Genomic DNA, 25464 nt, shown 5'->3' with positions numbered 1-25464 from the left:
TGCTTCAGTCAACGCTCCAAGACGGCCTTCGCGCCCCGGACCTCCGCCTCGACGTCGGCTCGCAGCTTGCGCCGCAGCATCGGCTCGAGCAGCGGGCGCGGCGAAGTCGAACCGGTCGGGGGAGCACGACGTCCACCTGTTCGCCGGGGGTGAGCGCCATCCGCGAGGTGACCTTTGGGCCCGTACCCCGGGAGCCCGAGGCAGGGCCGAGCGGAACCGGAGCCAGGTGACGTCCTCCTCACGGCGGCCCCAGTCGATCGGCCCCAGCTTGTAGGTCGACCCGCCGCGTAACGCCGTGGGTCCATGACCTCGACGAGCCCATCCCACCTCTTCGCCACCCTCTACCGCCGCGGCACCGCCTGGATCACCACCCTGCGGGACCAGGGGAGAGCCGACGTCACCGATCCCGAAGCCACCGCCGCCGTGCTCGTCGCCGCCTGGACCGACCACGCCGTCACGGCCCTCAACCTGCGCTCCTGAGAAACCGTTCCACCGCACCAGGGGAGCGCAGCTCCACGACGTCCACACCGGACTCCGCCAGCACCCGCCGCAACCCCGGCAACGACCGCCGCCGGTACCCCAGCACCCACCACCAGAAGTCCGCCCGCTCCCGGCCCCGCCGCACCGCCCGCCAGACACACCGCACCAGCGAGAAGTTCAGCAACACCACCGTGTCCGCCACCGCCAGCCGCACCTCAAGCACGTCGTACGGCCCGAGATCACCCTCCAGCACCCACCGCGGCCCGGCCACCAGCTCCCGCTGCCGCGTCACCCACTCCACCCGCGACAACCCCGCGAGCCCGGCCGCCCAGAACACCGCGTCCAGCTCCACCACCGGCAACCCGCACACCACGCCGAGCCGCCGCGCGAACGTCGACTTCCCGGCGCCACCACGCCCCAGCACCAGCACCCGCTCCACCCCGCCATCCTCACCCGGACTTGCCCTGGAGCGCACTCCAGCTCCTACGGTCGAAACCATGGGCACCCCTCAGCGCCAGATCGGCTCCGGCTTCGACGCCACCAGCACCACGACGGACGTCCTCCACGGCATCGACCTCACCGGCAAGCTCGCCCTCGTCACCGGCGGCTACTCCGGCATCGGCCTCGAAACCACCCGCGCCCTCGCCGGCGCCGGCGCACACGTCGTCGTCCCGGCCCGCCGCCCCGACGTCGCCCAAGAAGCACTAACCGGCATCACCGGCGCCGAGGTCGGCGAACTCGACCTCGCCGACCTCGACAGCGTCCACACCTTCGCCGACCGCTTCCACGCCACCGGCCGCCGCCTCGACATCGTCATCACCGGCGCCGGCATCATGGCCACCCCCGAAACCCGCGTCGGCCCCGGCTGGGAAGCCCAGTTCGCCACCAACCACCTCGGCCACTTCGCCCTGGTCAACCGCCTCTGGCCCGCCATCACCGACGACGCCCGCGTCATCGCCGTCTCCTCCCGCGGCCACCACTTCTCACCGATCCGCTGGACCGACCCCCACTTCCAGACCGGCTACGACAAGTGGCTCGCCTACGGCCAGGCCAAAACCGCCAACATCCTCTTCGCCGTCCACCTCGACCGCCTCGGCCAAGCCAGGGGAGTGCGCGCCTTCGCCCTGCACCCCGGCTCGATCCTCACCCACCTCACCCGCCACATCCCGCACGACGAACGCGTCGCCCAAGGCTGGATCGACGAAAACGGCACCCCCAGCGCCTACTTCAAGACCCCCGAAGCCGGCGCCGCCACCCAGGTCTGGGCCGCCACCTCACCCCGGCTCGACGGCCTCGGCGGCGTCTACCTCGAAGACTGCGACATCGCCGAACCCGCCCCCGCCGGCGACGGCGTCACCGACGTCGGCCTCCGCCACGGCGTCCGGCCCCACGCCACCGACCCCGCCGAAGCCGACCGCCTCTGGACCCTCTCGGCCGACCTCACCGGCGTCGACGCCTTCGCTACTTCCCGGTGATCACACCCACCGCGATCCCCAGGATCGCCGTGTTGTAGACGAACGACACCACGCTGTGCGTCAGCACCGTGTACCGGATCGGCCGCGCCCGCACCTCCACATCGGACGTCGCGAACGACGTCCCCACCGTGAACGCGAAATACGCGAAGTCCAGCAAATTGGGCCGCTCCGTCGCCGGGAACCGCAACCCCGGCTCCGGCGCGGCCTGGTAGTGCAGGTGCGCATAGCGGTCCGCGTACCCGAAGTGCAGCAGGATCCACGCCGCCAGCACCGCCGGCACCGCACTGATCTGCAGCACCGACGCCATCTCGTCGTCCTCCTCGGCGATCGCGTTCGCCACCAGGATCAACCCACCCGCCGTCATCCCGACCACACTCACCACCAGCGTCGCCGCGAAGTTCCACCGACGCCCCAAAAGACTGTGCAACCACGACGGCTCCACCTCGTCACCCACCAGCCGGTACCGCCGGATCCGCACCCACCGCGACACGATCGCCACCAGCGCGAACACGTCCCACGCCAGCAGGAACACGACGTCCAGCCCGGTGTTCGGCGCGATCAACCACCCCAGCCCCAGCAACACCAGCAGGAACTCCGCGCACCGGTACCAGACCCTCCGCAGCCACCGCATCGCGCGAAACTAACGGCCCCACGCCCCGACGGCACCCGGGATCACCTGGTCAGGTGGCCCGGGGGACCAGCGCGACCAGATACCGGCAGGGGAGCGACCCCGGGTTCTCGAACACCCGGTCCGGCGCGGACCCCAGCTGCAGGCAGTCCCCGGCGTCCAGCTCGTGCACCTCGGCACCCTCCCGCATCCGCAGGTGCCCGGCCAGCACCCAGATCTGCTGGTGCAGGAACGTGCTCGCCCGCAACGGCACCGCCGCACCCGCCGGCAGCTCGATCTCCACCAGCTCCAACGGCCGCCCGGACGCGGGGGAGACCGACCGGCGCCGGTACCCGGAATCCGGATCCACCCACACCGGCTGCTCCGCCGCCCGCACCAACCGCCGCTCGTCACCCTCGGCCCGCGCGATCAGCTCCGTCAGCGTCATCCCCAGCGCGGACGACAGCTTCGCCAGCAACGCCGCCGTCGGCTGGACGTCACCCCGCTCGATCTTCCCGATCATCGCCCGGGACACCCCGGAATCCTCGGCCAGCACGGCGACGGACAGGCCTCGGGACGTCCGCGCCGCGTGCACGGTCGCCGCCAGCCGAAGAGTCAGGGGATCGGTCATCACTTGATACTATACGACTCAATATGGCTACCATAGGAGCCATGAAGGTCCGAGACGCCACACCGGACGACGCAGCCGCCTGCGCCGCCATCTACGCGCCCTACGTCACCGACACGGTGATCTCCTTCGAAACCGAACCACCCGACACCGGAGAAATGACCCGCCGCATCGCCGGCGCGCACGCCTGGCTCGTCCTCGAGGAGGATGGACAGGTACTGGGGTTCGCCTACGCCGGCCCGTTCGCCAAGCGCGCCGCGTACCGGTGGTCGTGCGAGACGAGCATCTACCTGGAACCAGGCCGACGCCGCACAGGCGCCGGGCGCGCGTTGTACGAGGCGTTGTTCAGCAGACTGCGGGAACGCGGATACCGGCGGGCGTTCGCCGGGATGGCGATGCCGAACGACGCGAGCGCCGGGCTGCACCGCGCACTGGGGTTCGAGCCCGCGGGCGTCTACCGCAAGGTGGGCTGGAAGCACGGAGCCTGGCGTGACGTCGCCTGGGTCCAGAAGGACCTCTCGGACGACGAGGGAGCGCCAGATCCCGGTTACTTGACATAATGTACATTATCGGCACTAGGGCGGTGCCCGCGGCGGACACCCAAGAGGGGCGAAAGAAGCCGAACTCGGCGGGGGTTCTTCGTCAGGACGGCTTCTCCTGAGAGAACGGCCGGGAGTGACGCGTCGGTGCCGACGTACGGAGTCTCCTGAGCCTCAGGGGCACGAGGGAGGGCTCCTTGGGACCGCGAGAGACATCCCCTGGAGCCGCGGATCCGATGTCCCGTCACCCGACCGTAAAACGTCACGGTGACGAAACTAGAGTACGCAATGTTAGGCCGAACGCACGTCGTCGGGACTTGGCGGGCTCATCGGGAGCCATCCTCCGGGTCCGCCCTCGGCCAGCTTCAGGCCCGGATGCCCTCAAGCGACAGTCGAACATGTGTGCGTATGCCCCGCGGGCTGTCAGATGAGCCGTCAGAGGGCCTCGAAGGCCGTCAGGCGAGATCCGGGATCCCCCGGGAGCGGATTCCCGTCGATTCCGACATTTCATGCATAATTGCCATTATGCATGAAACTGGACGGGACCCGGTGAGCGGAATTGTCGGTGCCGTACGGTACAAGATCCACCATGAAGGTTTCCGAGGCCCAGCAAGCCTTCTTCGCCGCCCGCCGGCCGCGCAAGGACTCGCCGCACACCACTGACGCCTACCGCCGGGATCTGGCCGGGATCACCACTCTCCTGGTTTCGGAGCTCGGCCGCCCCGCCGAGGACCTGGCGGTCGCCGACCTCACCGGGCAGGCGCTGCGCTCGGTGTTCGGGGTCTTCGCGGACGGGCACGCGAAGAGCTCGGTGCTGCGGGCCTGGTCGACGTGGAACCAGTTCCTGACGTTCTGCGTGGCGGACGGGCTGCTGGCGGGCAACCCGATGGGTGCGGTGGCGCGGCCGCGGACGCCGGCGTTGACGCCGAAACCGTTGCGGGGTGAGGAAACCCCGGAGCAGCTCCTGTCGGCGGCGGCCGCCGGTTCGCGGCGGGCGCGGGACCCGTGGCCGGAGCGGGACGTGCTGGTGATCGCGCTGGGGCTGGTGGCGGGACTACGGGCGGCGGAGATGCGGGCGCTGACGCCGCGGTCGCTGGTGGGGCGCGCCGGTGAGCTGCGGTTGCACGTGAAGGGGAAGGGCAGCCGGGATCGGTCGATCCCGGTGCAGCCGGTGCTGGCGGAGCTGATCGAGCGGTACCGGGAGTCGTGCCGGGTGCGGTTCCCGGGGGTGCGGTCCTCCCCTGGTTCGCCGTTGCTGGTGGACCGCGCGGGCGAGCCGATCGGCCGGGGCGCGCTGGAGTACCTGGTGAAGTCGTGTTACCGGGGCGCGGGTCTGCACGACCGGGTGCCGGTGGGCGCGAACCTGCACGCGTTGCGGCACACGTTCGCGACGCGCTTGGCGGAGGACGGCGCGACGGCATCGGAGATCATGGCGCTGCTGGGTCACGCGAGCTTGGCGACGAGCCAGAACTACATCGAGGCAACGGGCCGAGAGCAACGCGCGGCGGCGGCGAGCAACCGCACGTACCGCGCCCTGGACGGCTTGAGCTGACGGCAGCTCAGGCAGTTTCTGCGGGTGGGGGCTGTCGAGCGAGCCCGGTCAGCTGAGTTCTGCGGACTGTGGGGCATCAACGGCGCGAACGGGCCAGTCGTGCAGGCCGCGCGAACGGCCCGTTCGCGCGTTATCGGGCACGAACGGGCCACTCGTACCACGGTGGGGGCCGCGATCCATGCATGCCTGGAGCAGACAGCGCCTGGCCGACTGTCCCCCGTCAGCTTTCTCCCCGTCAGCTTTCCGACGGGCGGTCGGGAGTTCCCTGTGCGACCGCGCCGAGCCGGGTGCGCCGCTCGGCTCTCTTGAGAGGCACCTCACGGGAGTGGTCTTCGTGTGCGTTACCCCAGCACTCGCTCCCCTGGCCAGGTCCGTGCCATGCCCCCGGTGCGCGGGCGACTCTATCTCGCACGAGCGGTCCATTCACGCCAAGCTGTGTGTGCGAATGGACCGCTCGTGCGCCACATCAGGCGCGAACGGGCCACTTGTGCCATGCCCCGAGGACGCGAACGGCCCTCTCGCACTTAGGCCGGTGCACGAGCGGCCCGTTGGCTCCCTGTCGCACGCGCGAACGGGCCAGTCGCGCCGACCCAGGCGCGAGAGGGCCACTCGCGCTCTGCCCCTACGCGCCAAAGGGCCAGTCGTGACTGCCGTGCACGTGTCCCCTTGAGCGTTGCTCACACGCGAACGGTCACTCGCGCTCGGCTCGGCGCGTGAGAGGGCCAGTCGTGCACGTGTCCGCTTGCGCGTTACCTCACACAAACAGCCACTCGCGCACTGGCCGCCGTGGGTCAGCGGAGTTGTTCGAGGTCCTTGGCTGCTCGGGCGATGTCGGCGGCGAGGCCGCGCAGCTCTCCCGCGTCGGCTCCGTCGTCCGCTGCGGTGACGATGTCCTCGGCGGCGCAGCGGAGCTGGAACAGGCGATCTTGCAGTGCGGCGATCTCCGTGTCGGAGAGCACGACCGCGTCTTCGGGGAGGCCGCTGCGCTGCAGAGCTGTCCGGCGTTCGTAGGCGCGCTGGCGGCAGGACTGACCGCAGTAGCGTCGGCGGCGGCCGACGTTGCCGCCTTCGGGGAGGCGTCGGCCACACCAGCCGCAGTGCTTCGGGGCGCCGCGGCGGGCCGGGGCCAGGTCGTCCACGGGTGGCTGGGCTAGTTCGGCGGCTTCCCTCACCCGGGAGACCCTAGCTGGCCATCGTCTGCTCATGCCGGGGTCATGGCGGAAGTGCACACTTGGGGGATGCGCGCGTCCTTCCCGTACCTGGCCGATCCGCTCCCCCGTGCCTTCGCGCACCGTGGCTGGCACCTCGACGAGCTGGCGGGGCTGGAGAACTCGCTGCCGGCGTTCCAGCGGGCGTTCGCGGAGGGGTACCGGTACATCGAGACGGACGTGCACGCGACGGCGGACGGTGTGGTGGTAGTGCACCACGACACGCACCTGGACCGGACGACGGACGGGTCGGGGGCGATCGCGTCGCAGACGTGGGCGCAGCTGAAGAACGTGAAGGTCGGGGGCAAGGTCGCGCTGTCGCGGCTGGAGGACGTGCTGGAGGAGCTGCCGGAGGCGCGGTTCAACATCGATGTGAAGGTCGATCGGGCGGTGGAGCCGTTCGTGGAGGTGCTGGAGCGGACGGGTGCGCGGGACCGGGTGGCGGCGGCGTCCTTCTCGGACGCGCGGCTGGCGCGGTTGCGGAAGCTGGCGGGGCCGGAGCTGGTGACGGCGGTCGGGCCGCGGTCGGTGCTGGCCCTGTGGGCGCGCGGGAAGCTGCCGTTGCTGCCGCTGGGCGGGCTGGTGCTGGGGGTGATGGCGCAGGTGCCGGTGCGGCAGGGGGCGTTGCGGGTGGTGGACAAGTCGTTCGTGTCGATGGCGGGGCGGTCCGGGATCGAGGTGCACACGTGGACGATCGACGATCCGGCGGAGATGCGGACGCTGCTGGACCTCGGGGTGCACGGGATCGTGACGGACCGGCCGGACCTGCTGCGTGAGGTGCTGATCGAGCGGGGCACCTGGCAGCAGGCGTGACGGGAATTTTGTCCACCTGTTCGCCGGAGTGACCGGTTCGCGCCGGTCTCGCTAGCGTGGGTTTCCGCCCGGTTCCGGGCTTCCTTGGGGAGGGAATCCATGCGAAGACGTGCTGTTGTGCTGCTCTGCGCCGTGCTGGCGTTGCTGGGTCTGGTCGCTGTGCCGGGTGAGGCGGCGGGGCCGCCGCCGAATTCGGAGCCCTACACGGCTCCGGTGGATCAGCCGTTGTCGCTGGACGAGTGTCATGTGGACACGCGGCACGGCTATTACGTGAAGAGCGCCTTCGGGGCGTGCTGGTTCACGGAGCTGAAGTTCGCGCACTACGCGTGCCCGGAGCCGGCGTGCGCGGTGGACGGGACGGCGTCGGCGTACGTGTTCTCGACGCTGAACGTGCTGAAGGACTCGCGGCAGGTGGCGATGGCGCACCGGCTGGTGAACTGGCGGACGGACAACGTGGCGGACACGGCGCGGTTCGGGGTGTCGATCCTGTGCGGGCCGCCGACGGGTGGCGCCGGGTTCTGTGACCGGTCGGTCGTGCCGGTGGTGAAGAGCATCGCGGAGTGGAAGGCGGCGCCCGACGTCACGGAGGTGTTCTCCCTGGACGGCGAGGACCCGCCGGCCACGGGGGCGTCGGCGGCGGTGGCCGCGGAGAAGCGGACGTCCTACATCGTGTCGTCGCGGCTGGTGGCGGAGACGGACGATCGGTTCACGCTGACCGGGTCGTCGATGGGGACGGGTGTGCGGTGCGACGTGGCGCGTCAGTCGGATCCGGCGTACGTGCGGGGTGCGGATTGCGTGCTGCGGACGTGGTTCACGCCGATGTTCGACTTCTCGGCGGGTGAGCTGCCGATCGCGGAGACGGGGCGGTTCGTGCGGGACGTCGCACCGGCCGGGCGGTACGCGGGTTATCCGGGAACGTCGGGTGGGTCGGCCGGGTTCACCGGGCCGCAGAACCGGTTGTTCTACGACGTCGCGGCGCGTGAGGCGCACCGGGTGGCGGCGGAGGCGAGGTGTGCGAGTACGTGGGGGCCGTTCTGGAACCGTCACTCGGGTGGGCTGACCAACGTGTGCGGTGCGTATCCGGTCGACGAGAGCGTGCAGGGTGCTTCGGCGACGTCGTCGTTCACGGTGCGGCCGGTGCTGGACACCGACCACGCGGAGTTCCAGCGGCGGTTCACCCGGTTCCTGGCGGAGAACCACGTGCTGGACGGGGACGGGTACTACTTCTATCCCCTGCCGTGACGTCCGGTCCGGGCCGGGGGCAGCTCCCCCGGCCCGGCGCCGGCGTCAGCGGGGTGGTTTGCCGTTCCAGGCGGCGTCCCAGGTCTTGGGGCCGAGGAGGCCGGAGTCCTTGATGCCGTTGGCGCGCTGGAGGGCGAGGACGGCTTCCTTGGTCTTCTCGAGGTAGCAGCCGGTGCCGGTGAAGCCGTAGCCGAAGGCGTTCATGCGGAGCTGGAACGTCTTGAGCGGGGCGGCGCAGTCGCCGTAGGCGTAGACGACGCCGGGCCAGGCGGGTTTGCCGCTCGGGGGTGGCGGGGTCGGTGCGGGGGCCGGTCCGCCGCCACCGATGTAGGCGGAGTCGGCGTAGCTGGGGACGCGCTTGCTGCGGGCGTCGCCGTCGCCGGAGAGCTTGAGCATGCCGGCGCACTGCCAGGGCTGCCAGCCGCGCATCCGGTAGAGGTAGAGGGCGCGGTAGTCCTGTTCGTGGGCGGCGGCCTGGTCGGGGCGGCCGGCGCCGCCGACGCTGCGCCAGGTGGGGAGGTCGAACTGGTAGGCGCCGTAGTAGCCGTTGCCGGTGTTGGTGGCGTAGCGGCCGCTCGACTCGCACATGCGCAGCTTGGCCCAGGCGCTCGACGCGGGGTCCGCGGAGGCGATGGCGGGAACAGTCAGCTGCAGACCCAAAGCGGCGAAGGCGAGAAGCAAGATTCTCGCCACGGTGCGTCGGCGGTTGTGGATCATGCGAGCACAGTAAGAGGGTGCCCCTTTGACCACAAGAGACACACTGCTAGCACGAGTCTCACACGAAACACCGTTCACCCCGCCGAGCGACACGCCGTGACGCGTCGAATGTGATTGCCACGGAAGTGGCGGATGATCACGGTGCGACGAACCGGACACGGTTTCGTCGAACTTCGGGACCGGCGGCGGTACCGCCCAGTAGTCTCCCCGCTGACCTGGACGTTCTTGACCCTGAGGAGCCGTGGATGACGCTGGCCGGAACGCGCTCGACCAAGCGCGAGCGCTGGGGCTGGTATTTCTACGACTGGGCGAATTCGCCGTTCTATTCGTCGACGACGACGGTGTTCGGCGCGCTCTACATGAGCACGATCGCGGCCGAGGACGCGAAGTCGAACTTCACCCTTAACGGGGACCACGCTTGTGTCGACGCGTCCGGCGCGTCGGACACGCTGCACAACTGCGACGTGAGTTTGTTCGGGCTGCACTTCCCGGCCGGCTCGACGTGGGGTTACCTGCTGTCGGTGGCGACCGTGGTGCAGGTGCTGGTGCTGCCGATCGCGGGCGCGGTGGCGGATCGGAGCCGCAACAAGCGGCGGATCCTGGGCGGGTTCGCGTTCCTGGGCGCGGCCGCGGCGGCGGCGATGTTCTTCATGGCCGGGTCGGACTGGCAGCTGGGTGCGGCGTTGTTCATCGTGGCGAACATCGGGTACGGCGGCTCGCTGGTCGTCTACTACTCGTTCCTGGTGGACATCGGCGGGCCGGACGAGCGGGACGACATCTCGGCGAAGGGCTGGGCGTTCGGGTACCTGGGCGGTGGCCTGGCGCTGGCGTTGCAGCTGGGGTTCTACCTCGGCCACGACGCCTTCGGGGTGTCCAAGGGCACCGCGGTGCAGATCTGCTTCCTGACCTCGGGCCTGTGGTGGGCGTTGTTCACCGTTCCCTCGGTGCGGGCGCTCCCCCGCAACCACACGCCGGTGGATGTCGCGCCGGGGACGTCGGTGCTGCGGGCGGGGTTCGGCGAGCTGCGGCGGACGATCGTCTCGGCGAAGGCGTTCCCGCTGACGCTGGCGTTCCTGGGCAGCTACCTGATCTTCACCGACGGCATCACCACGGTGGTGGCGGTCTCGGCGCAGTACGGCAAGGACGAGCTGCGGTTCGGCGACGAAGTGCTGATCATGACGATCCTGGTGATCCAGTTCGTGGCCTACCTGGGTGGCACGCTGCACGGGCTGGTGGCGCGGCGGTACGGGGCGAAGCGGACGATCCTGGGCAGCCTGGTGCTGTGGATCGTGGTGCTGGTCGGGGCGTACTTCATCCAGCCTGGGAAGGTGGTGCAGTTCTTGGCGGTGGCGGTGGGGATCGGGCTGGTGCTGGGCGGGACGAACGCGCTGTCGCGGTCGCTGTTCAGCCAGATGATCCCGCAGGGCAAGGACGCGCAGTACTACTCGCTCTACGTCGTGGGCGAGCGCGGGACGTCGTGGCTGGGGCCGCTGGTGTTCGCGGGGGTCGGGCAGGCGACGGGGTCGTTCCGGCTGGCGATCGTGGCGCTGGTGATCTTCTTCGTGGCCGGTCTGGTGCTGGTCGCGCTGGTCCCGGTGCGGCGCGCGATCGTGGCGGCGGGCAACCGTCCGCCCGAGGTGCTGTAGTCCCCGATAGGGTCGACTGTCGTGACCTCGCTGAACGACCGGGCCTCCGGCCCCGATCCCACGGACGCGCTGTCGTCGGTTCCCGCGGCCGGTTCGCGCCGCGGGACGCCGCCGGTGGGCCGGCTGAAGTTCTGTTACGGGCCGATGGACTGCGGGAAGTCGACGCTGGCGCTGCAGATCGACCACAACCACGCGCGCCAGGGCAGACGGGGGCTGGTGCTGGTGCGCCACGACCGCTCGGGCGCGCCGCAGATCTCCAGCCGGATCGGGTTGAGCCGGCAGGCGGTGGAGGTCGGTGAGGACACCGACGTGCGTGACCTGGTGCGACAGGAGTGGGCGCGCGGGCAGCACGTGGACTACGTGGTGGTGGACGAGGCGCAGTTCCTCTCCCCCGGGCAGGTCGACCAGCTGGCCGAGCTGGCCGACGAGGTCCAGATCGACGTCTACTGCTTCGGGATCGCGACGGATTTCCGGAGCAAGCTGTTCCCGGGGGCCGCACGTCTGTTCGAACTGGCGGACGAGCTGCAGCCGGTCCAGGTGGAGGTCTTGTGCTGGTGCGGGCTGACCGGGCGGTTCAACGCGCGGGTGCTCGACGGCGAGGTTGTGCGCGAAGGCGATACGGTGGTCGTGGCAGATACCGAACAATCCGTAGTTGAAACTTCAGCTTCAGCACGATTTGAGGCCGAAACGGCTACTTTGCGTTATCAGGTATTGTGTCGTCGCCACTTTCGGGCGGGTGACCTGGGGCCCGTTACCGCTCATCACGGTCAGTTACGGTTGACCTGAGAGATGCCCGAGTAGCCCATCCGGGGGATATCAGCACTAAGAAGGCCGTATTGACGTCACGCCGGAGCGCGAAATGCCTCCTACTAGTGGAAGCTGATCCCGGCGGGTGACGCAGCTCATCGTGAGCAACGACATGGTGAACCGGGAATCCCCGGAGATCCTGAGTCGTTGCATAGGGTGAGCACCACCCTGGCTCCACCCCGGAGCTGACTGAAAGGACCCATCATGGCCGACCGTGTTCTTCGTGGAAGCCGGCTGGGAGCGGTCAGCTACGAGACCGACCGCAACCACGACCTCGCCCCGCGACGCACCGTGCGCTACGCCTGCCCCAAGAACCACGAGTTCGAGGTGCCGTTCTCCGACGACGCCGAGATCCCGACGGTGTGGGAATGCCGGCTGCACGGCAGCGAGTCCGAGATCGTCGATGGCGGGCAGCCCGAGCAGAAGAAGGTCAAGCCGCCGCGGACCCACTGGGACATGCTGCTTGAGCGGCGCACCATCCCCGAGCTCGAGGACCTGCTGAACGAACGTCTCGCCGAGCTGAAGGGCCGCCGGACCTCCCGGTCCGCGTGACCTCTTCGGGACTCGGCTCGTAGCCTGCTCCCACCACAACGGAAAGGCCCCCGCGACCTCCCCCCGCGGGGGCCTTTCGCATGCCCGCACACCGGCTGCCTGGGCCCTTCGGTCGTGAGGGGCACCCTCAGGGACGTACAAGCCCTGAGGGTGCCCCTCACGGCTAACGGCTGAACGGGCCTTCCAGGGCCGCCCACTGCAGGAGCATGATCGTCTTGGCGTCGGCGATCTCCCCCGTGCCCACCATGGCCAGGGCCTCCTTGAACGGCAGCTCGACCACCTCGATGTCCTCCCCCTCCTCCGCGAGCCCGCCGCCGGCGCCGCGCTCAGCCGGGCGGTACGGCGCCGCGTAGCAGTGCAGCCGCTCGGTGACCGAGCCCGGGCTCGTGTAGACGTCGAACACGTGCTCCAGCTCACCGATGCGGACGCCGGTCTCCTCCTGCGCCTCGCGGCGGATGGCCGTCTCGGGGTCCTGGTCGTCCAGGAGCCCGGCCGCGGCCTCCAGCAGCATCCCGTCGGGGTGGTCGTTGACGTAGACCGGGTAACGGAACTGCCGGGTCAGCAGCACCGTGGCGCCCTCGAGGTCGTAGAGCAGCACGGTGGCGCCGTTGCCGCGGTCGTAGGTCTCGCGCTGCTCGGTCGTCCGGTGCCCGTCGCCGTGGTCGTAGACGAACGTCGTGCGGCGCAGCACGTGCCAGCCGGCCGCGAGCAGTTCGACGTCGGTGACGCGCACCCGCGGGTTCCGGTCCAGGTCGCGGCCCGCCCGGTCGAGGCCGGTGCGGCCGCGGTGGTCGGGGACGTCGAGGCCGGGCACGCTTGTCGAAGGGGTCATGCCGCGACCATAATGTGCACGACTCGGAACGAACAAGGAGGATCGTGCATGTTGGTCGGGGAACGCCGCGAGCTGCTGCTGGGCCGGCTGGCCGCCGAGGGCAAGGTGCTGGCCAAAGACGTCGCGGCCGAGCTCGGCGTCTCGGAGGACAGCATCCGCCGTGACCTGCGGGACCTCGCCGCGGCCGGCCTCTGCCAGCGCGTCTACGGCGGGGCGCTGCCCGTCTCCCCCGCCGTCGCCGACTACGCGAGCCGGACGTCGATCGCCGTCGCGGGCAAGGACCGGGTGGCCGCCCTCGCCGCCGGCCTGGTCCGGCCGGGGTCGACGGTCATCCTCGACGGGGGGACCACGTCCCTGGCCGTCACGAAGGCGCTGCCCCGTGACCTGGTGGCGACCGTCGTGACGCACAGCCCGACCGTCGCCGCCGCGTTGCTGGACCACGACGGCATCGAGGTGTTCCTGCTGGGCGGGCGTCTGTTCCGGCACTCCGCGGTCACCTGCGGCGCCGCCGCGGCCGAGGCCGCCCAGGCGATCAGCGCCGACGTCTTCCTGCTCGGCGTCACCGGCGTCCACCCCGAGGCCGGCCTGACCACCGGCGACGCCGAGGAAGCCGCGATGAAGCGGACGCTGGCCCGGCGCGCGGCCGACACGTACGTGCTGGCGAGCGCCGAGAAGCTCGGCGCGGCGTCGCGGTGCGCGGTCTTGCCCTTCGCCGACGTCGCCGGAATCATCACCGACGCCGACGAGACCGATCCGAACGTGCGGAAACTTGCAGAACTCGGCGTCGAGCTGCGGCTCGCCGGCCACTGAGGGGGAACCACATGACCGAGCACCGGGTGAAGTTCGCGGCGCTGTTCGACGCCGAGGTCCGGCCGCACAACGAGCGCTTCCGGGCCGCGGCGGCCGTCACCCGCGGCGAGGACGTCCTGGACGTCGGCTGCGGCACCGGCGAGTCGACGCGGGAGGCCGCTCGGGCGTCGGTGACCGGGACCGTCCTCGGCGTCGACGTCTCGGAGGCGGCGATCGCGACGGCCTCAGAACGCGGAGAAGCCACGTTCGCGGTCGCCGACGCGCAAACGCACCCGTTCCCGGCCGCGCGGTTCGACGTCGCGCTCAGCCGGTTCGGCTCGATGTTCTTCCCCGACCCGCCCGCGGCCTTCAGCAACATCGCGCGCGCCCTGCGGCCCGGCGGGCGTGTGGTGCTGCTCGTCTGGCAGGAGCGCGACCGAAACGAGTGGTACTCCGTGCTCCACGACGCGCTGGCGCCCGGCACGACACCGCCACCCGCCGGATCGCACTTCTCTCTCGGCAATCGGGAGCGCACGCGGGCGCTGCTCGAAGGCGCGGGCTTCACCGGCGTCGAGTTCACCGAAGTGCGCGAACCGGTCTGCTACGGGCCCGACACCGCGACCGCGGTCGAGTTCACCCTCGGCCTCAAGGACGCGAAGGAACTGCTCGCCGGGCGGGACGAAGACGCCGCCGTGGATCGGCTGCGCACGGCGTTCACCGCGCACGAGACCCCCGACGGCGTCTTCCTCGGCTCCAAGGCCTGGATCGTGACGGCGCTCAGCCGCGCTTGAACAGCCGCTTCAGCTGCTGTGTGCGGCGCTGCACGCCCCACGTCGCCACCCGCAGGAACGCCTCGCGGATGATCGAGCCGCTCATCTTCGACTCGCCGATCTCGCGCTCGGTGAACGTGATCGGCACCTCGACGATCTCGAACCCGGCGTCGGCCGTGCGCAGCGTCAGGTCGATCTGGAAGCAGTAGCCGTGCGAGTTGACCTCGTCCAGGGCCAGCTTCTCCAGCACCGGACGCCGGTACGCGCGGAAGCCGGCGGTGATGTCGCGCACGCGCATCCCCAGCGCGAGCTGCGAGTAGACGTTGGCGCCGCGGGAGAGGATCTGCCGGTTGACCGGCCAGTTCACCACGCTGCCGCCGGGCACGTACCGCGAGCCGATGGCCAGGTCGGCGTCGCCGACCGCGTCCAGCAGCCGGGGCAGGTCCTCGGGCGCGTGCGAGCCGTCGGCGTCCATCTCGACGATGGTGTTGTACTCCCGGGCCAGGCCCCACCGGAACCCGGCGATGTAGGCGGCGCCCAGGCCGGACTTCTCCGTCCGGTGGAGCACGTGGACGCGCTCGTTGGCCGCGGCGCGCTCGTCGGCGAGCTCACCGGTCCCGTCCGGGCTGCCGTCGTCCACGACCAGCACGTCCACATCCGGAAGTGCCTTGTGCAGGCGGTCCAGGATCGGCCCGAGGTTCTCCCGCTCGTTGTAGGTCGGGATCACCACCAGCACCGGCTCGATTCCCCGGGCCCCCCGCGGCGCCTGCGACATCCGTGCTCCTCCGATATCCCCGGCGGTCAGTCCGCCGTGTCCCCTGCCGTGCCGGCGCTGCTGCGCCGGGTGCGAAAACGGAGTACGAGCCCGCCGGCCACCCCGGCGATCGCCAGTGCCAGCAACCCGTACTCCGTCCACGCACCGAGTCGATCCGACAGCGTAGTCTGCGTGCGCAGCGGCACGCGCCCGACCAGGGAGTCGGCCGTGAAAAGGCCGGTTGAGCTGGTGATCGTGCCGTCGGGCGCGACGATGGCGCTGACCCCTGAGACGGCGGACACCACGACCGACCGGCTGTGCTCGACCGCCCGCAGCCGCGACATCGCCAGCTGCTGCACGCTCATCTCGCTGTCCCCGTACCAGGCGTTGTTGGTCGGCACGACCAGCAGCTCGGCCCCGTCGCGCACGGCGTCGTGGGCGGGGTAGTCGAACGCGGCCTCGTAGCAGACGAACACCCCGACCTGGGTACCGGCGACGCCCAGGGTCTGGTTGGCGCCGTCGCCCGGGACCATGTCGACGGTCTCCTGGTCCACGAACGGCGTGACGAGCGCGGCGAGCTTGCGGGCGGGCACGTACTCGCCGAAGGGCACCAGCTGCTGCTTGGCGTAGCGCTGCCCGGGCCCGGTGTTCGGGTCCCAGACGATGACGGAGTTCTGGATGTGCCGGTCCGGCAGCACGTAGAGGGCGCCGATCAGGGCCGGGACGCCGAAGTTCGCGACGAGCTGGTCGACCTGCGGGTCCGGGCCGTTGACGGTGGTGGCGCTCTCCGGCCACAGGATCAGGTCCGGCTTCGGGACCTTCCCGGCGCGGATGGCGTCCAGCAGCCGCTGGCTTTCGGCGATGGTGTTGCGGCGCAGCAGGTCCCGCTCGCCCTGCAGCGCGAGGCCGATGTCCGGGGCGTTGCCCTGCACGGTGGCGATGGTGCGCTCGCCGTCCTGGGCGGCGGTCCCGATGGTCGGCCACAGCGCCAGGCCCGCGACGACGGGCAGCACTGTGCCGACGGCGGCCAGGACGTTGCGCCGGGCGCGCAGTGCGGGCCGGAGCGCGGCACGGGTGTCCCAGAGGCGGCCGGCGAGCGCGGCGAGGCAGAAGCCGCTGAAGACGACGGCGAGGCCGACCAGCGGCGCGCCGCCGATGGAGGCGAGCGGCAGGAACGCGCCTTCGGGCTGGCTGAACGCGACCCGGCCCCACGGGAACCCGCCGAAGGGGAACCACGCGCGCGGCGTCTCCATCGCGATGAAGATCAGCGCACCCCACAGCGGCGCGAGCGGCAGCCGGGCCACCAGCGTGATGAGCCCGCCCGCCAGGCCGTAGTAGAGCGCCAGCGCGCCCGACAGGCCGAGCCACGGCCACGGGCCGAAGTCCGGGCCGAGGAAGTCCAGCAGCCAGGTCAGCAGCGGCAGGAAGAAGACGAGCCCGAACGCGAAGCCGTAACCGAACGCACCCCGGAAGCTCCGGCCGCGCAGCACGAGCGCGAACCCGGCGAAGGCGAGCGGGGCGAGCCACCACAGCGGGCGCGGCGCGAAGCTCAGGTAATAGGCGAAACCGGACACCAGCGCGCCGGCCAGCCGCAGCAGCCACTCTCGTGGGAAGCGCCGGGTTCGGGTGGGTTGGTGCGAAGCGCCCGGTTCGGGGTCCGCCACGGTGACTGCCACAGGTGCTGACTCTAGGTGCCCGGCGTGAAGTCGTCGTAGACGACCTCGCCCGCGCGCACCGTGCGCAGGCAGCGCGGCAGCTCCGCACCGGGCTCGAGGCGCGGCAGCGGCGGCACGCCGGCGCGCGGGTCGGTGGACCAGCGCTGCACCCGGGTGTCCGGGGTGGCGACGACGAGGTCGGTCGCGTCCCAGATCGCGTAGTGCGCCGGCGCGCCCGGGGCCAGGCTCCCGGTGATGCCGTCGTTGACGCCGGCGGCGCGGTGCCCGGCCCGGGTGTGCGCGGTGAACGCCGCGCGCGGTGACAGGCCCGCACCCGGCGTCCGGTGGTAGGCGGCCGCGCGGACGCTCGCCCACGGGTCCAGCGGCGTGACGGGCGCGTCGGAGCCGAAGGCGAGCATGACGCCTTCGGCGGCCAGGGCGGAGAACGGGTTGAGCCCGGCCGCGCGGTCGGCGCCCAAGCGTTCGGCGTACATCCCGTCCGTGCCGCCCCACGCGGCGTCGAACAGCGGCTGCATCGAGGCGACGACACCCCAGCCGGCGAGGATCCGGGCCTGCTCGGCCGTGACCATCTCCAGGTGCTCCAGCCGGTGGTGGCTCGCGGCGAGGGCACGCTGGCCGACCTGCTTCTCGGCCAGGCGGAAGCCTTCGACGACCTCGGCGGTCGCGGCGTCGCCGATGACGTGGAACCCGGCCTGCAGCCCGGCTTCGGTGCACGCGGCGAGGTGCTCGCCGATGCGGTGGGCGTCGAGGTAGAGCGCCCCGGAGCCGTGGTGGTCGGCGTAGGGCTCGCTCAGGGCGGCGGTGCGGGAGCCGAGGGCGCCGTCGACGAAGAGGTCGCCGGCCAGCCCGCGCAGGCCCAGTTCGCGGGCGGTGTCGACGGCGCCGAGCTCGCCCCAGTAGCCGACGACCTCGGGCGCGTCCGGGCCGGCGAGGGCCAGGAGCGCGGCGAGGTCGTCGCGGCCGGAGATGTCGGGGCCGGCGCACTCGTGGAGGCTGGCGATGCCCTGTTTCGCGGCTTCGGCAAGGAACGCGCGCTGGGCGCGTTCACGCTGCTCGGGCGTGACGGCGGCGCGCACGGCCGCGCGGACGGCGTGGTGGGCGTCACGGGTCAGCGGGCCGTCGGGCGACCAGCCGTCGGCGCCGCGGGCGGCCGGGGCCAGCTCGACCAGCGCGGTCGAGACGAGGGCGGAGTGGACGTCGACGCGGCTGAGGTAGACCGGGGCGCCGCCGGCGGCGTCGTCGAGTTCGGTGCGGCTGGGCAGCCGCGGGTCGGTCCAGGCGGTCTCGTCCCAGCCGTGGGCCAGCAGGACCTGCCCGGGGACGACGGCGTCGCGGACGGCGGCCAGCAGCCCGGCGCGGTCCCGGACGGCGGTGAGGTCGAGGCCGGTCAGGTGCAGGCCGGTGGCGGTGGCGTGGACGTGCGCGTCGACGAACGCCGGGGCCACGAAGGCGCCGTCCAGGTCGATGGTCTCGGCGCCGGGGTGCAGCGCGCGGGCCGGGCCGTCCTGGCCGGCCCAGACGACGGTGCCGCCGGTGACCGCCATGGCCGTGGCGTCCGGGCCGGCGGGGGTGTAGATGCGCCCGCCGAGCAGGAGCGTGGTGTGTTCGTCCGTCACGCCCTGAGTCTGCTCCGGCCTGCCGACCCCTCCGCCACCTGGGGGAAGATCCGCGAGCATGCAGGAAGATTTACTCCGTGAGAACGTTATGACAGGATATTTTGACGCCTAACCGACGACTGGGAGTACAAGTGACTGCGATCCAGGAACCTGTGACACCTGCCGCCGCCATCGACCAGCCCTACGAGTACGCCCGCGCCGAGCTGGTGGAACCCGACTGGCGCCGCTTCCCCGGCTGGCACGGCGTGACCGACGCGGAGTGGCGTGACGCCCAGTGGCAGCGGGTGCACTGCATCCGCAACGCCAAGCAGCTGCGCGCCCTGATGGGCGACCTGCTGGAGGACCGCTTCTACGACGACCTGGCCGCCGACCAGCGCGAGATGGCGACCATGTCGATGCTGCTGCCGCCGCAGATGATCAACACGATGGCGCCGACGGCGGGCACCGACCCGGCGAAGGTGACCGAGGCGTTCTACCGCGACCCGATCCGCCGCTACATGCTCCCGGTCAAGAGCGACCGCGACACGACGTGGCCGAGCCACCCCCACTCGGAACGCGACTCGCTGCACGAGGCGGAGATGTGGGTCGTCGAGGGCCTCACCCACCGCTACCCGACCAAGGTGCTGGCCGAGATGATCTCGACCTGCCCGCAGTACTGCGGCCACTGCACCCGGATGGACCTCGTCGGCAACTCGACCGAGCAGGTCGAGAAGCACAAGCTGACCCTCAAGCCGGTCGACCGCCAGGACGCGATGATCGCGTACCTCAAGAAAACCCCGGGCGTGCGCGACGTGGTCGTCTCCGGCGGCGACGTCGCCAACGTGCCGTGGCCGCAGCTCGAGTCGTTCCTCATGCGCCTGATGGACATCGAGACGGTCCGCGACATCCGCCTGGCGACCAAGGCCCTGGCCGCGCTGCCGCAGCACTGGCTGCAGCCGAAGGTCGTCGAAGGCCTGGAGCGCGTCGCCGTCACCGCCCAGCGCCGCGGCGTCAACCTGGCGATCCACACCCACGTCAACCACGCCCAGTCGGTGACCCCGCTGGTCGCGGAGGCCGCGCAGACGGCGCTGAACGTCGGCGTCCGCGACGTCCGCAACCAGGGCGTCCTGATGCGTGGCGTCAACGCGACGCCGGCGCAGCTGCTGGACCTGTGCTTCGCACTGCAGGGCGAGGCGAACATCCTGCCGTACTACTTCTACATGTGCGACATGATCCCCAACGCCGAACACTGGCGGGTGTCGGTGCACGAGGCCCAGGAACTGCAGCACGCGATCATGGGCTACCTCCCGGGCTACGCCACGCCGCGCATCGTCTGCGACGTGCCTTACGTCGGGAAGCGCTGGGTACACCAGCTGGCCGACTACGACCGCGAGCTGGGGATTTCCTACTGGACCAAGAACTACCGCACCGGCATCGAACTGGACGACCCGGAGGCGTTGAACCGCCGCTACCCGTACTACGACCCGATCTCGACGCTTCCGGAGGCGGGCCGGACGTGGTGGGCCGGGCAGGCCGGCTGACGCCGCTCACGCGATCGGGACGCGCGCCGGGCTCTCGGCCAGGTGCGCGACCCGGCGCAGGGTGGGGCGGTCGATGATCTCGCCCAGTGCCGCCATGAAGCGGGGCTCGTCCTCGGGTGCGACCACTTCCGCGCACACCTTCGCCACCATCACCATCAGCGTCAACGAGGTCCCGCCCAGGGAGTAGAAGTCGCTGTCCGGGCCGATGTCGCGCTCGGGCAGGCTCAGCGTCGTGGCCCAGATCGCGGCCAGCGCCGATTCGGTCGGGCCCGCCGGTTCGGCCGTGGGGACGTCCGCCGTCGCGAACGGGTCCGGTAGCGCGTGGGCGTCGACCTTGCCGCTGGGCGCCAGCGGGAGGTCGGGCACCGCCACGAACACCAGTGGCACCAGGTGCTTCGGCACCCGGGCGGTCAGGTGGGCCGTGAGGTCGGCCGGTAGCACGTCCCCGGCGCAGACGACGTAGGCGCACGGGACGCGGTCCGTGTCGCCGGGGCGGCTTCGGGCGACGACGGCCGCGCGGCTGATCGCGGGGTGGGTCTCCAGCGCGTGCTCGATCTCCGCGGGTTCGACGCGGTGGCCGAGCACCTTGATCTGGTCGTCGCCGCGGCCGAGGTAGTCCAAGGCGCCCGACGGCAGGACGCGGGCGTGGTCGCCGGTGGCGTACGCGCGGCTGCCGTCGGCCAGGCGCACGAACAGTCGCTCGGTGAGGTCCGGCCGGCCGCGGTAGCCGCGGACGGTCTGCGCGCCGCTCAGGTGGATCGCGCCGACCTCGCCGGCCGGGACGGCGGCGCGCCGGTCGTCGAGCAGGTGCACCGTGACGTTGTCGGCAGGCCGGCCGATGGGGACGGCGGCGCCGAGGTCGGTGGCGGGGTCGTACTCGTGGACGACGCAGCCGACGGTGACCTCGGTCGGCCCGTATTCGTTGATGACGCGGCAGTCCGGCCCGAACGCCGCCCGCGCCGCGGCCGCGGTCCGCACCGCCAGCCGTTCGCCGCCGACGATCGCGAGCCGCACGCCCGGCGCGGTGATCCCGAGCCTGGCGATCAGCTCCAGGTGAGACGGCGTGAGCTTGACCGAGTCGACGCCGCTGTCGCGCAGCATCCGCGTCAGCCCGACGTGGTTGGGCTCCTCGGCGAACACCGCGACGCTGCCGCCGGCGAGCAGCGGCAGCAGGATCGCGGTGATCGGCAGGTCGAAGGCGAGCGAGGTGAACAGCGGGAACCGGGTCGCAGTACCGATCCGGTACTCGCGGATCGCCCACCGCACGTAGTTGACGACGTGCCGGTGCTCGACCTCGACGCCCTTCGGCCGCCCGGTCGACCCGGACGTGTAGATCACGTACGCCAGGTCCTCGGGCGCCACCGGCACTCCCGCAAACGCCGCACGCCGGTCGTCCAGGGTGATTCGCGTGCAGCCGTCGGGCGTGCACGGCCGGTGGGCGTGGGACGCGGGGAGCAGGCACGCGGCCGCCCCGGCGTCGGCGAGCAGGTCGGCCAGCCACGCGTCCGGGTGGTTCGGATCCAGCGGGAGGTAGGCGGCGCCGGCCTTCAGGACGCCCCAGAGCCCGGCGAGGGTGGCCGCGGTGCGCTCGGCGAGCAGGCCGACGAGGTGGCCCGGCCGCACGCCCCGCTCGACCAGGGTGTGCGCCACGGCGTCCGACCGGGCGTCCAGCTCGGCGTAGGTGAGGGTCGTGTCCCCCTCGACGACGGCGACCGCGCCGGGCGTCCGCGCGACTTGGCGGGCGAACAGGCTCACCAGCGTCTCGTCGACCGCTGGGGTGACCGGGCCGCGTAGTTGGGCCTCGGGTGGGGAAAGCGCCTCCGCGATGCCGTCGAGCAGGGCCTCCGCCCGGTCCGCCAGGCCGTCGACGTCGTCGCCGGAGATGATGATCTCGGTGCGCCCGCCGACCTCGACGATCGTGAGCACCGGCGTGATCAGCAGCCCGCACACCGGCAGCGAGTAGACGGTCGTCGCGGTGAAACCGCCGGCCGTGTAGTCGGCCAGCTCGACCAGGCCCAAGTGGCTCAAGGTGAAGGCGGGCCCGGGTTTGCCCTTGACCGCCGTCGTGGTGTCCACAGTGGACAACATGGCGCGCCAGGCCGGGAGCGGCACCCGGTCGAGCAGCCACAGCAGCGCCGGGTGCGGGTAGCCGCTCAGGTGCTGCTCGTCGCCGACCAGCCGCAGGAGCGTCTCCTGCGTCCGCTGCCACGTCGAGCCGGGCGGCACGGGCAGGGTCAGCTGTGAGGTCAGCGGGCCGGTCGAGAAGCCGCCGGGCAGGTGCCGGCGCAGGTCGACCGGGACGATGAACGTCGCGGGGTCGAGGCCGCACAGCTCCGTCAGCGCCGTCGCGATCTTCGCCACCGCGGCCGGGTGCCGGCCGTCGACCGTGCGCCGCCGGAAGAAGTGCCCCCGCGCGGCCAGTGGGGCACGCCCGCGCAACGGCGGCGCCGCCGTGGGCTTGGCCGGTCCGGGGCCGGCACGGGGACCGAGCAGGTGCTGGACGTCGCGCATCGTCGTACGCGCGTCGGGTCCTGTCGGGGCTTCGCCACGCAGCGCGCGGAAGACCTCGCCCGCCCAGAGCAGCGCGCCCTTGCCGTCCATCAGGGAGTGGTGGACGCGGAACACGACGGCCGGGCGCGCGCCGGTGAGCAGGACGACCTCGCTCATCGGCTCACCGCCGGCCCCGGTCAGCGGCCGCTCCAACGCCGGCTCGCCCGCGAACGTCACGCGGTCGACGCGGTCGCCGTCGAGCGTCCGGACCGCCGGGGGCCGGCCGCTGTCGAGCCACCGGCCGCCGCGGCGGGTCAGCCGCGACCCGTGGCAGGTGCGGGCCGCGCGCCCGACCGCGTCGGCCAGCGCCGCCGGGGCCAGGCTCCCGGTGCCCTCGACCACGACCTGGATGCACATCGGCGCGACCGGCGGGGTGGCGAGCAGGAATCGCTCGGAGAAGAAGATCCGCTCGGTCACTGAAGGGTTCCTTCCGGGTCGGCCGGCAGCTCGCCAAGCCAGGTCCGCACGGCCTCGGCCGTCGCCGCGACGTCGCGGCTGCTCAGGGAGAAGTGGTCACCGGCCAAGGTGATCTCGTCGTGCGCGACCGGCCAGCGCGTGTGCCACTCCTCGTCGGCCAGCGGTTCCAGCTCGGGCGGCCCGGCCAGCGCGTCGGTGGGCCGCAGGACCAGGGTCGGCGCGGCGAGCGGGCTCGGCCGCCAGCCCTGCAGCATCAGCGTGTACACCGAGGACGCGGTGATCTTCTCGAAGTCGAGGTCGGCCGAGTCCGGCATGGCCGCGTACTGGTGGCTGAGGAACCGCAGCATCCGCGACGGCACCTCGTCCGGCACGTAGGTGTCGACCAGGACGACGGCCACCGGGATCGTGCCCGTCCGTTCCAGCTCGGCCGCGACGGCGGCGGCCAGCACCCCGCCCGAGGACATCCCGAACAGCGCGAACGGCTTTCCGCCGGCGCACCGGAGCGTGGCCTCGGCGAGCGCGGCCACCAGCACGTCGAACCCGGCCGCAAGGGGCTCGCCCGGTGCGTACCCGGGCGTGACGACCAGCGAAAGGTCGCTGACGCCCCGCAGTTCGTTGGCCAGCCTGCTGAAGTTCAGCACGGCGTCCATCGCCGCCAGCGGCGCGAAGCAGATCAGGTGCGGTCCTTCGTCGCCTTCGGCCAGCCGGACGATCCGCGTCCCGCCGTCGAATCCGGCCGCACTGTCGAAAGTGGACCGTGCGGCGGCCGCGGTGGCGCCCAGCAGCTCCATCTCCCGGCCCTTGCCCTGCTGCAGCAGGGTCCGGTAGATGTCGCCGAACGTGGGCCCGCCGGACGCCGGGGCCGCTGTGGTGTCGACCCGGGACGCCAGCAGGTCCGCCAGGGCGGTGGCGTTTTCGAGGTCGTAGACGACGGTGGCGGGCAGCCGCTGCCCGGTCGCGGTGGCGAGCCGGTTGCGCAGGCCCACCGCCGTCAGCGAATCGAACCCGAGCTCCCGGAACGGCCGGTCCGCGTCGATCGCCTCGATCGAGCGGTAGCCCAGCTCGGCCGCGGCCTCGGTGCGGACGAGCTCGACCAGCACCGCGAGCCGGCCGGCCCGGTCCAGCCCAGCCAGCCGGGTGGTGAGGCCGGTCCCGGCCGCGGCGGCCGTCGCGGTGCGGCGGACGCGCCCGACCAGGCCGCGCAGGATCGGCGCCACCGTCCCGCTCGAGCGGGCCTGGGCCCGCAGCCCGGCGACGTCGATGCCGACCGGCACCACGAGCGGCCGGGGCGCGGTGAGGCCGGCGTCGAACAGCCGCAGGCCCTGCGCGGCGTCCAGTGCCGTCATCCCCGACCGCGCCATCCGCGCGAAGTCGGCTTCGCCGAGGTCGCCGGTCATCCCGCTGGCCTGCGCCCACAGGCCCCACGCCAGCGAGACGGCCGGGTGCCCGGCGGCGCGGCGGCGGGCCGCGAGCGCGTCGAGGAACGTGCTGGCCGCGGCGTAGTTGCCCTGCCCGGCGCTGCCGAGCAGGCCGGACACCGACGAGAACAGCACGAACGCCGTCAGGCCGAGGTCGCGGGTCAGCTCGTCGAGGTGCACCGCCGCGTCGGCCTTCGGGCCGAAGACGGTGTCGATCCGCGCCGGGTCGAGCGCGGTGATCACGCCGTCGTCGAGCACGCCCGCGGCGTGCACCACGCCGGCCAGCGGCGCGTCCGACGGGACCCGGGCGAGCAGGTCCTGCACCTGGTCGCGGTCGCCGACGTCGCACGCCACCACCTCGACGCGCGCCCCCAGCTCCCGCAGCTCGGCGCCGAGGTCCGCACCGCCGCCGCGGCGCGAGACCAGCATCAGGTCGCGGACGCCGTGTTCGGTCACCAGGTGCCGGGCCACGAGCGAGCCCAGCGTGCCGGTGCCGCCGGTGATCAGCACCGTGCCCTTCGGGCCGAACGTGCAGGGGAGGTCGTCGGCGGACTCCGACGTCCCGGCCGCCAGCCGGGGCACGAGCACCCGCTCGTCCCGGACGACGATCTGCCACTCGCCCGCGTCGGTGACCGGCGTGACGACGTCCGGCGGCAGGTCGCCGTCGGTGCCGAGGTCGGCGAGCAGCACGCGGCCGGGGTTCTCCGTCTGCGCCGCGCGCACCAGGCCCCACACGGCCGCCGCGACCGGGTCGGCGGTCTCGGTGGCCACGGCGTTCCGGGTGGTGACGACCAGCCGGGTGTCCTCCCGGGCCGGGTCGGTGAGCACGGTCTGCAGGGTCGTGAGGACGTCGGCG

23 protein-coding genes (1 of these 23 only partly in view) are annotated in these 25464 nt (G+C 71.9%); 12 read left to right on the top strand and 11 right to left on the bottom strand.

Annotated features, from left to right (window positions below; all coding sequences use genetic code 11):
- Window positions 1–303 precede the first annotated feature (303 nt).
- Window positions 304–480 carry a hypothetical protein gene (locus OHS58_RS12910; RefSeq protein ID WP_328648363.1) on the top strand — a complete coding sequence of 59 codons (177 nt, stop codon included), beginning with the start codon at window positions 304–306 and terminating at the stop codon, window positions 478–480.
- On the opposite strand, the gene OHS58_RS12905 is transcribed toward OHS58_RS12910, so the two are convergent.
- Window positions 464–919, bottom strand: coding sequence for a DNA topology modulation protein FlaR (locus OHS58_RS12905; protein WP_328648362.1), 456 nt, complete (start codon window positions 917–919; stop codon window positions 464–466). The genes OHS58_RS12910 and OHS58_RS12905 overlap by 17 nt on opposite strands.
- A gap of 58 nt (window positions 920–977) precedes the next feature.
- Here OHS58_RS12905 and OHS58_RS12900 point away from each other — a divergent pair, with 58 nt between their 5' ends.
- A complete protein-coding gene (locus OHS58_RS12900) occupies window positions 978–1955 on the top strand; it encodes an SDR family NAD(P)-dependent oxidoreductase (RefSeq protein WP_328648361.1) in 978 nt (325 codons plus the stop codon).
- Here the strand turns inward: OHS58_RS12900 and OHS58_RS12895 are convergent.
- Window positions 1942–2586: a DUF1345 domain-containing protein gene (locus OHS58_RS12895; RefSeq protein WP_328648360.1), complete on the bottom strand. Its 645-nt coding sequence runs from the start codon at window positions 2584–2586 to the stop codon at window positions 1942–1944. The two genes, OHS58_RS12900 and OHS58_RS12895, sit on opposite strands and share 14 nt — an antisense overlap.
- A gap of 49 nt (window positions 2587–2635) precedes the next feature.
- Window positions 2636–3193: a helix-turn-helix domain-containing protein gene (locus tag OHS58_RS12890; protein WP_326949639.1), complete on the bottom strand. Its 558-nt coding sequence runs from the start codon at window positions 3191–3193 to the stop codon at window positions 2636–2638.
- A 41-nt stretch (window positions 3194–3234) separates the two neighbouring features.
- Between OHS58_RS12890 and OHS58_RS12885 the strand changes: the two genes are divergently transcribed.
- Window positions 3235–3750 carry a GNAT family N-acetyltransferase gene (locus tag OHS58_RS12885; RefSeq protein ID WP_328648359.1) on the top strand — a complete coding sequence of 172 codons (516 nt, stop codon included), beginning with the start codon at window positions 3235–3237 and terminating at the stop codon, window positions 3748–3750.
- 568 nt (window positions 3751–4318) lie between these two features.
- Entirely contained in the window at window positions 4319–5281 is a 963-nt protein-coding gene (locus tag OHS58_RS12880) for a tyrosine-type recombinase/integrase (RefSeq protein ID WP_247051816.1), read from the top strand.
- Between the two features lie 791 nt (window positions 5282–6072).
- On the opposite strand, the gene OHS58_RS12875 is transcribed toward OHS58_RS12880, so the two are convergent.
- The gene (locus OHS58_RS12875) at window positions 6073–6453 is read right to left on the bottom strand and encodes a hypothetical protein (protein ID WP_326949640.1); all 381 of its coding nucleotides are present in this window, start codon (window positions 6451–6453) and stop codon (window positions 6073–6075) included.
- A gap of 66 nt (window positions 6454–6519) precedes the next feature.
- Here OHS58_RS12875 and OHS58_RS12870 point away from each other — a divergent pair, with 66 nt between their 5' ends.
- Complete coding sequence (locus OHS58_RS12870) at window positions 6520–7302, top strand: glycerophosphodiester phosphodiesterase (RefSeq protein WP_328648358.1); 783 nt, start codon at window positions 6520–6522, stop codon at window positions 7300–7302.
- Window positions 7303–7401: 99 nt separating this feature from the next.
- Window positions 7402–8544, top strand: a complete 1143-nt coding sequence (locus tag OHS58_RS12865) for a hypothetical protein (RefSeq protein ID WP_328648357.1) — start codon at window positions 7402–7404, stop codon at window positions 8542–8544.
- A 45-nt stretch (window positions 8545–8589) separates the two neighbouring features.
- Here the strand turns inward: OHS58_RS12865 and OHS58_RS12860 are convergent, their stop codons facing one another.
- Window positions 8590–9261, bottom strand: a complete 672-nt coding sequence (locus OHS58_RS12860; RefSeq protein WP_328648356.1) for a transglycosylase family protein — start codon at window positions 9259–9261, stop codon at window positions 8590–8592.
- A gap of 245 nt (window positions 9262–9506) precedes the next feature.
- On the opposite strand from OHS58_RS12860, the gene OHS58_RS12855 reads away from it, so the two are divergent.
- The 3 genes from OHS58_RS12855 to OHS58_RS12845 all read left to right on the top strand — a co-directional run bounded on the left by OHS58_RS12855 (window position 9507) and on the right by OHS58_RS12845 (window position 12266).
- Window positions 9507–10907: an MFS transporter gene (locus OHS58_RS12855; RefSeq protein ID WP_328648355.1), complete on the top strand. Its 1401-nt coding sequence runs from the start codon at window positions 9507–9509 to the stop codon at window positions 10905–10907.
- A gap of 21 nt (window positions 10908–10928) precedes the next feature.
- Window positions 10929–11693: a thymidine kinase gene (locus tag OHS58_RS12850; RefSeq protein ID WP_247051822.1), complete on the top strand. Its 765-nt coding sequence runs from the start codon at window positions 10929–10931 to the stop codon at window positions 11691–11693.
- Between the two features lie 225 nt (window positions 11694–11918).
- Window positions 11919–12266, top strand: coding sequence for an RNA polymerase-binding protein RbpA (locus OHS58_RS12845; protein WP_003081521.1), 348 nt, complete (start codon window positions 11919–11921; stop codon window positions 12264–12266).
- A 163-nt stretch (window positions 12267–12429) separates the two neighbouring features.
- Here the strand turns inward: OHS58_RS12845 and OHS58_RS12840 are convergent, their stop codons facing one another.
- Window positions 12430–13098 (bottom strand): NUDIX domain-containing protein, encoded by a 669-nt coding sequence (locus OHS58_RS12840; protein ID WP_328648354.1) that lies wholly within the window; start codon window positions 13096–13098, stop codon window positions 12430–12432.
- A 48-nt stretch (window positions 13099–13146) separates the two neighbouring features.
- On the opposite strand from OHS58_RS12840, the gene OHS58_RS12835 reads away from it, so the two are divergent.
- Together OHS58_RS12835 and OHS58_RS12830 are read left to right on the top strand one after the other, a co-directional pair.
- Entirely contained in the window at window positions 13147–13908 is a 762-nt protein-coding gene (locus tag OHS58_RS12835) for a DeoR/GlpR family DNA-binding transcription regulator (protein ID WP_328648353.1), read from the top strand.
- 11 nt (window positions 13909–13919) lie between these two features.
- The gene (locus tag OHS58_RS12830; RefSeq protein WP_328648352.1) at window positions 13920–14678 is read left to right on the top strand and encodes a class I SAM-dependent methyltransferase; all 759 of its coding nucleotides are present in this window, start codon (window positions 13920–13922) and stop codon (window positions 14676–14678) included.
- Here OHS58_RS12830 and OHS58_RS12825 read toward each other — a convergent pair.
- From OHS58_RS12825 to OHS58_RS12815, 3 genes are read right to left on the bottom strand one after another with little or no spacing between them, the layout of a single operon-like run.
- A complete protein-coding gene (locus OHS58_RS12825) occupies window positions 14665–15432 on the bottom strand; it encodes a polyprenol monophosphomannose synthase (protein ID WP_326949648.1) in 768 nt (255 codons plus the stop codon). The genes OHS58_RS12830 and OHS58_RS12825 overlap by 14 nt on opposite strands.
- 26 nt (window positions 15433–15458) lie before the next feature.
- Window positions 15459–17087, bottom strand: coding sequence for an apolipoprotein N-acyltransferase (gene lnt / locus OHS58_RS12820; RefSeq protein ID WP_328648351.1), 1629 nt, complete (start codon window positions 17085–17087; stop codon window positions 15459–15461).
- A gap of 11 nt (window positions 17088–17098) precedes the next feature.
- A complete protein-coding gene (locus OHS58_RS12815) occupies window positions 17099–18703 on the bottom strand; it encodes an amidohydrolase (protein WP_328648350.1) in 1605 nt (534 codons plus the stop codon).
- A 131-nt stretch (window positions 18704–18834) separates the two neighbouring features.
- On the opposite strand from OHS58_RS12815, the gene OHS58_RS12810 reads away from it, so the two are divergent.
- Window positions 18835–20223, top strand: a complete 1389-nt coding sequence (locus OHS58_RS12810; RefSeq protein ID WP_328648349.1) for a KamA family radical SAM protein — start codon at window positions 18835–18837, stop codon at window positions 20221–20223.
- Window positions 20224–20229: 6 nt separating this feature from the next.
- Here the strand turns inward: OHS58_RS12810 and OHS58_RS12805 are convergent, their stop codons facing one another.
- The gene (locus OHS58_RS12805) at window positions 20230–23190 is read right to left on the bottom strand and encodes a non-ribosomal peptide synthetase (RefSeq protein ID WP_328648348.1); all 2961 of its coding nucleotides are present in this window, start codon (window positions 23188–23190) and stop codon (window positions 20230–20232) included.
- Window positions 23187–25464: the 3' end of a type I polyketide synthase gene (locus OHS58_RS12800; protein WP_442875531.1), read on the bottom strand. It continues 23681 nt past the right edge of the window; 2278 of the gene's 25959 nt are visible here — the last part of the coding sequence; its start codon lies beyond the right edge, outside the window; its stop codon occupies window positions 23187–23189. Before OHS58_RS12800 ends, OHS58_RS12805 begins: the two co-directional genes overlap by 4 nt.

This window comes from Amycolatopsis sp. NBC_00348 (assembly GCF_036114655.1).
In the GTDB taxonomy this organism is placed as follows: Bacteria; Actinomycetota; Actinomycetes; order Mycobacteriales; family Pseudonocardiaceae; genus Amycolatopsis.
The sequence above is the reverse complement of the archived record's forward strand: the minus strand, read 5'-3'. Positions and strand labels throughout refer to the sequence as shown.

What these genes read in the sequence shown, in the direction of transcription:
- OHS58_RS12910 (WP_328648363.1), top strand. Translation starts at nt 304, where the DNA reads ATGACCTCGACGAGCCCATCCCACCTCTTCGCCACCCTCTACCGCCGC.
- OHS58_RS12900 (WP_328648361.1), top strand. Translation starts at nt 978, where the DNA reads ATGGGCACCCCTCAGCGCCAGATCGGCTCCGGCTTCGACGCCACCAGC.
- OHS58_RS12895 (WP_328648360.1), bottom strand. Translation starts at nt 2,586, where the DNA reads ATGCGGTGGCTGCGGAGGGTCTGGTACCGGTGCGCGGAGTTCCTGCTG.
- OHS58_RS12890 (WP_326949639.1), bottom strand. Translation starts at nt 3,193, where the DNA reads ATGACCGATCCCCTGACTCTTCGGCTGGCGGCGACCGTGCACGCGGCG.
- OHS58_RS12885 (WP_328648359.1), top strand. Translation starts at nt 3,235, where the DNA reads ATGAAGGTCCGAGACGCCACACCGGACGACGCAGCCGCCTGCGCCGCC.
- OHS58_RS12880 (WP_247051816.1), top strand. Translation starts at nt 4,319, where the DNA reads ATGAAGGTTTCCGAGGCCCAGCAAGCCTTCTTCGCCGCCCGCCGGCCG.
- OHS58_RS12870 (WP_328648358.1), top strand. Translation starts at nt 6,520, where the DNA reads ATGCGCGCGTCCTTCCCGTACCTGGCCGATCCGCTCCCCCGTGCCTTC.
- OHS58_RS12865 (WP_328648357.1), top strand. Translation starts at nt 7,402, where the DNA reads ATGCGAAGACGTGCTGTTGTGCTGCTCTGCGCCGTGCTGGCGTTGCTG.
- OHS58_RS12860 (WP_328648356.1), bottom strand. Translation starts at nt 9,261, where the DNA reads ATGATCCACAACCGCCGACGCACCGTGGCGAGAATCTTGCTTCTCGCC.
- OHS58_RS12855 (WP_328648355.1), top strand. Translation starts at nt 9,507, where the DNA reads ATGACGCTGGCCGGAACGCGCTCGACCAAGCGCGAGCGCTGGGGCTGG.
- OHS58_RS12845 (WP_003081521.1), top strand. Translation starts at nt 11,919, where the DNA reads ATGGCCGACCGTGTTCTTCGTGGAAGCCGGCTGGGAGCGGTCAGCTAC.
- OHS58_RS12840 (WP_328648354.1), bottom strand. Translation starts at nt 13,098, where the DNA reads ATGACCCCTTCGACAAGCGTGCCCGGCCTCGACGTCCCCGACCACCGC.
- OHS58_RS12835 (WP_328648353.1), top strand. Translation starts at nt 13,147, where the DNA reads ATGTTGGTCGGGGAACGCCGCGAGCTGCTGCTGGGCCGGCTGGCCGCC.
- OHS58_RS12830 (WP_328648352.1), top strand. Translation starts at nt 13,920, where the DNA reads ATGACCGAGCACCGGGTGAAGTTCGCGGCGCTGTTCGACGCCGAGGTC.
- OHS58_RS12825 (WP_326949648.1), bottom strand. Translation starts at nt 15,432, where the DNA reads ATGTCGCAGGCGCCGCGGGGGGCCCGGGGAATCGAGCCGGTGCTGGTG.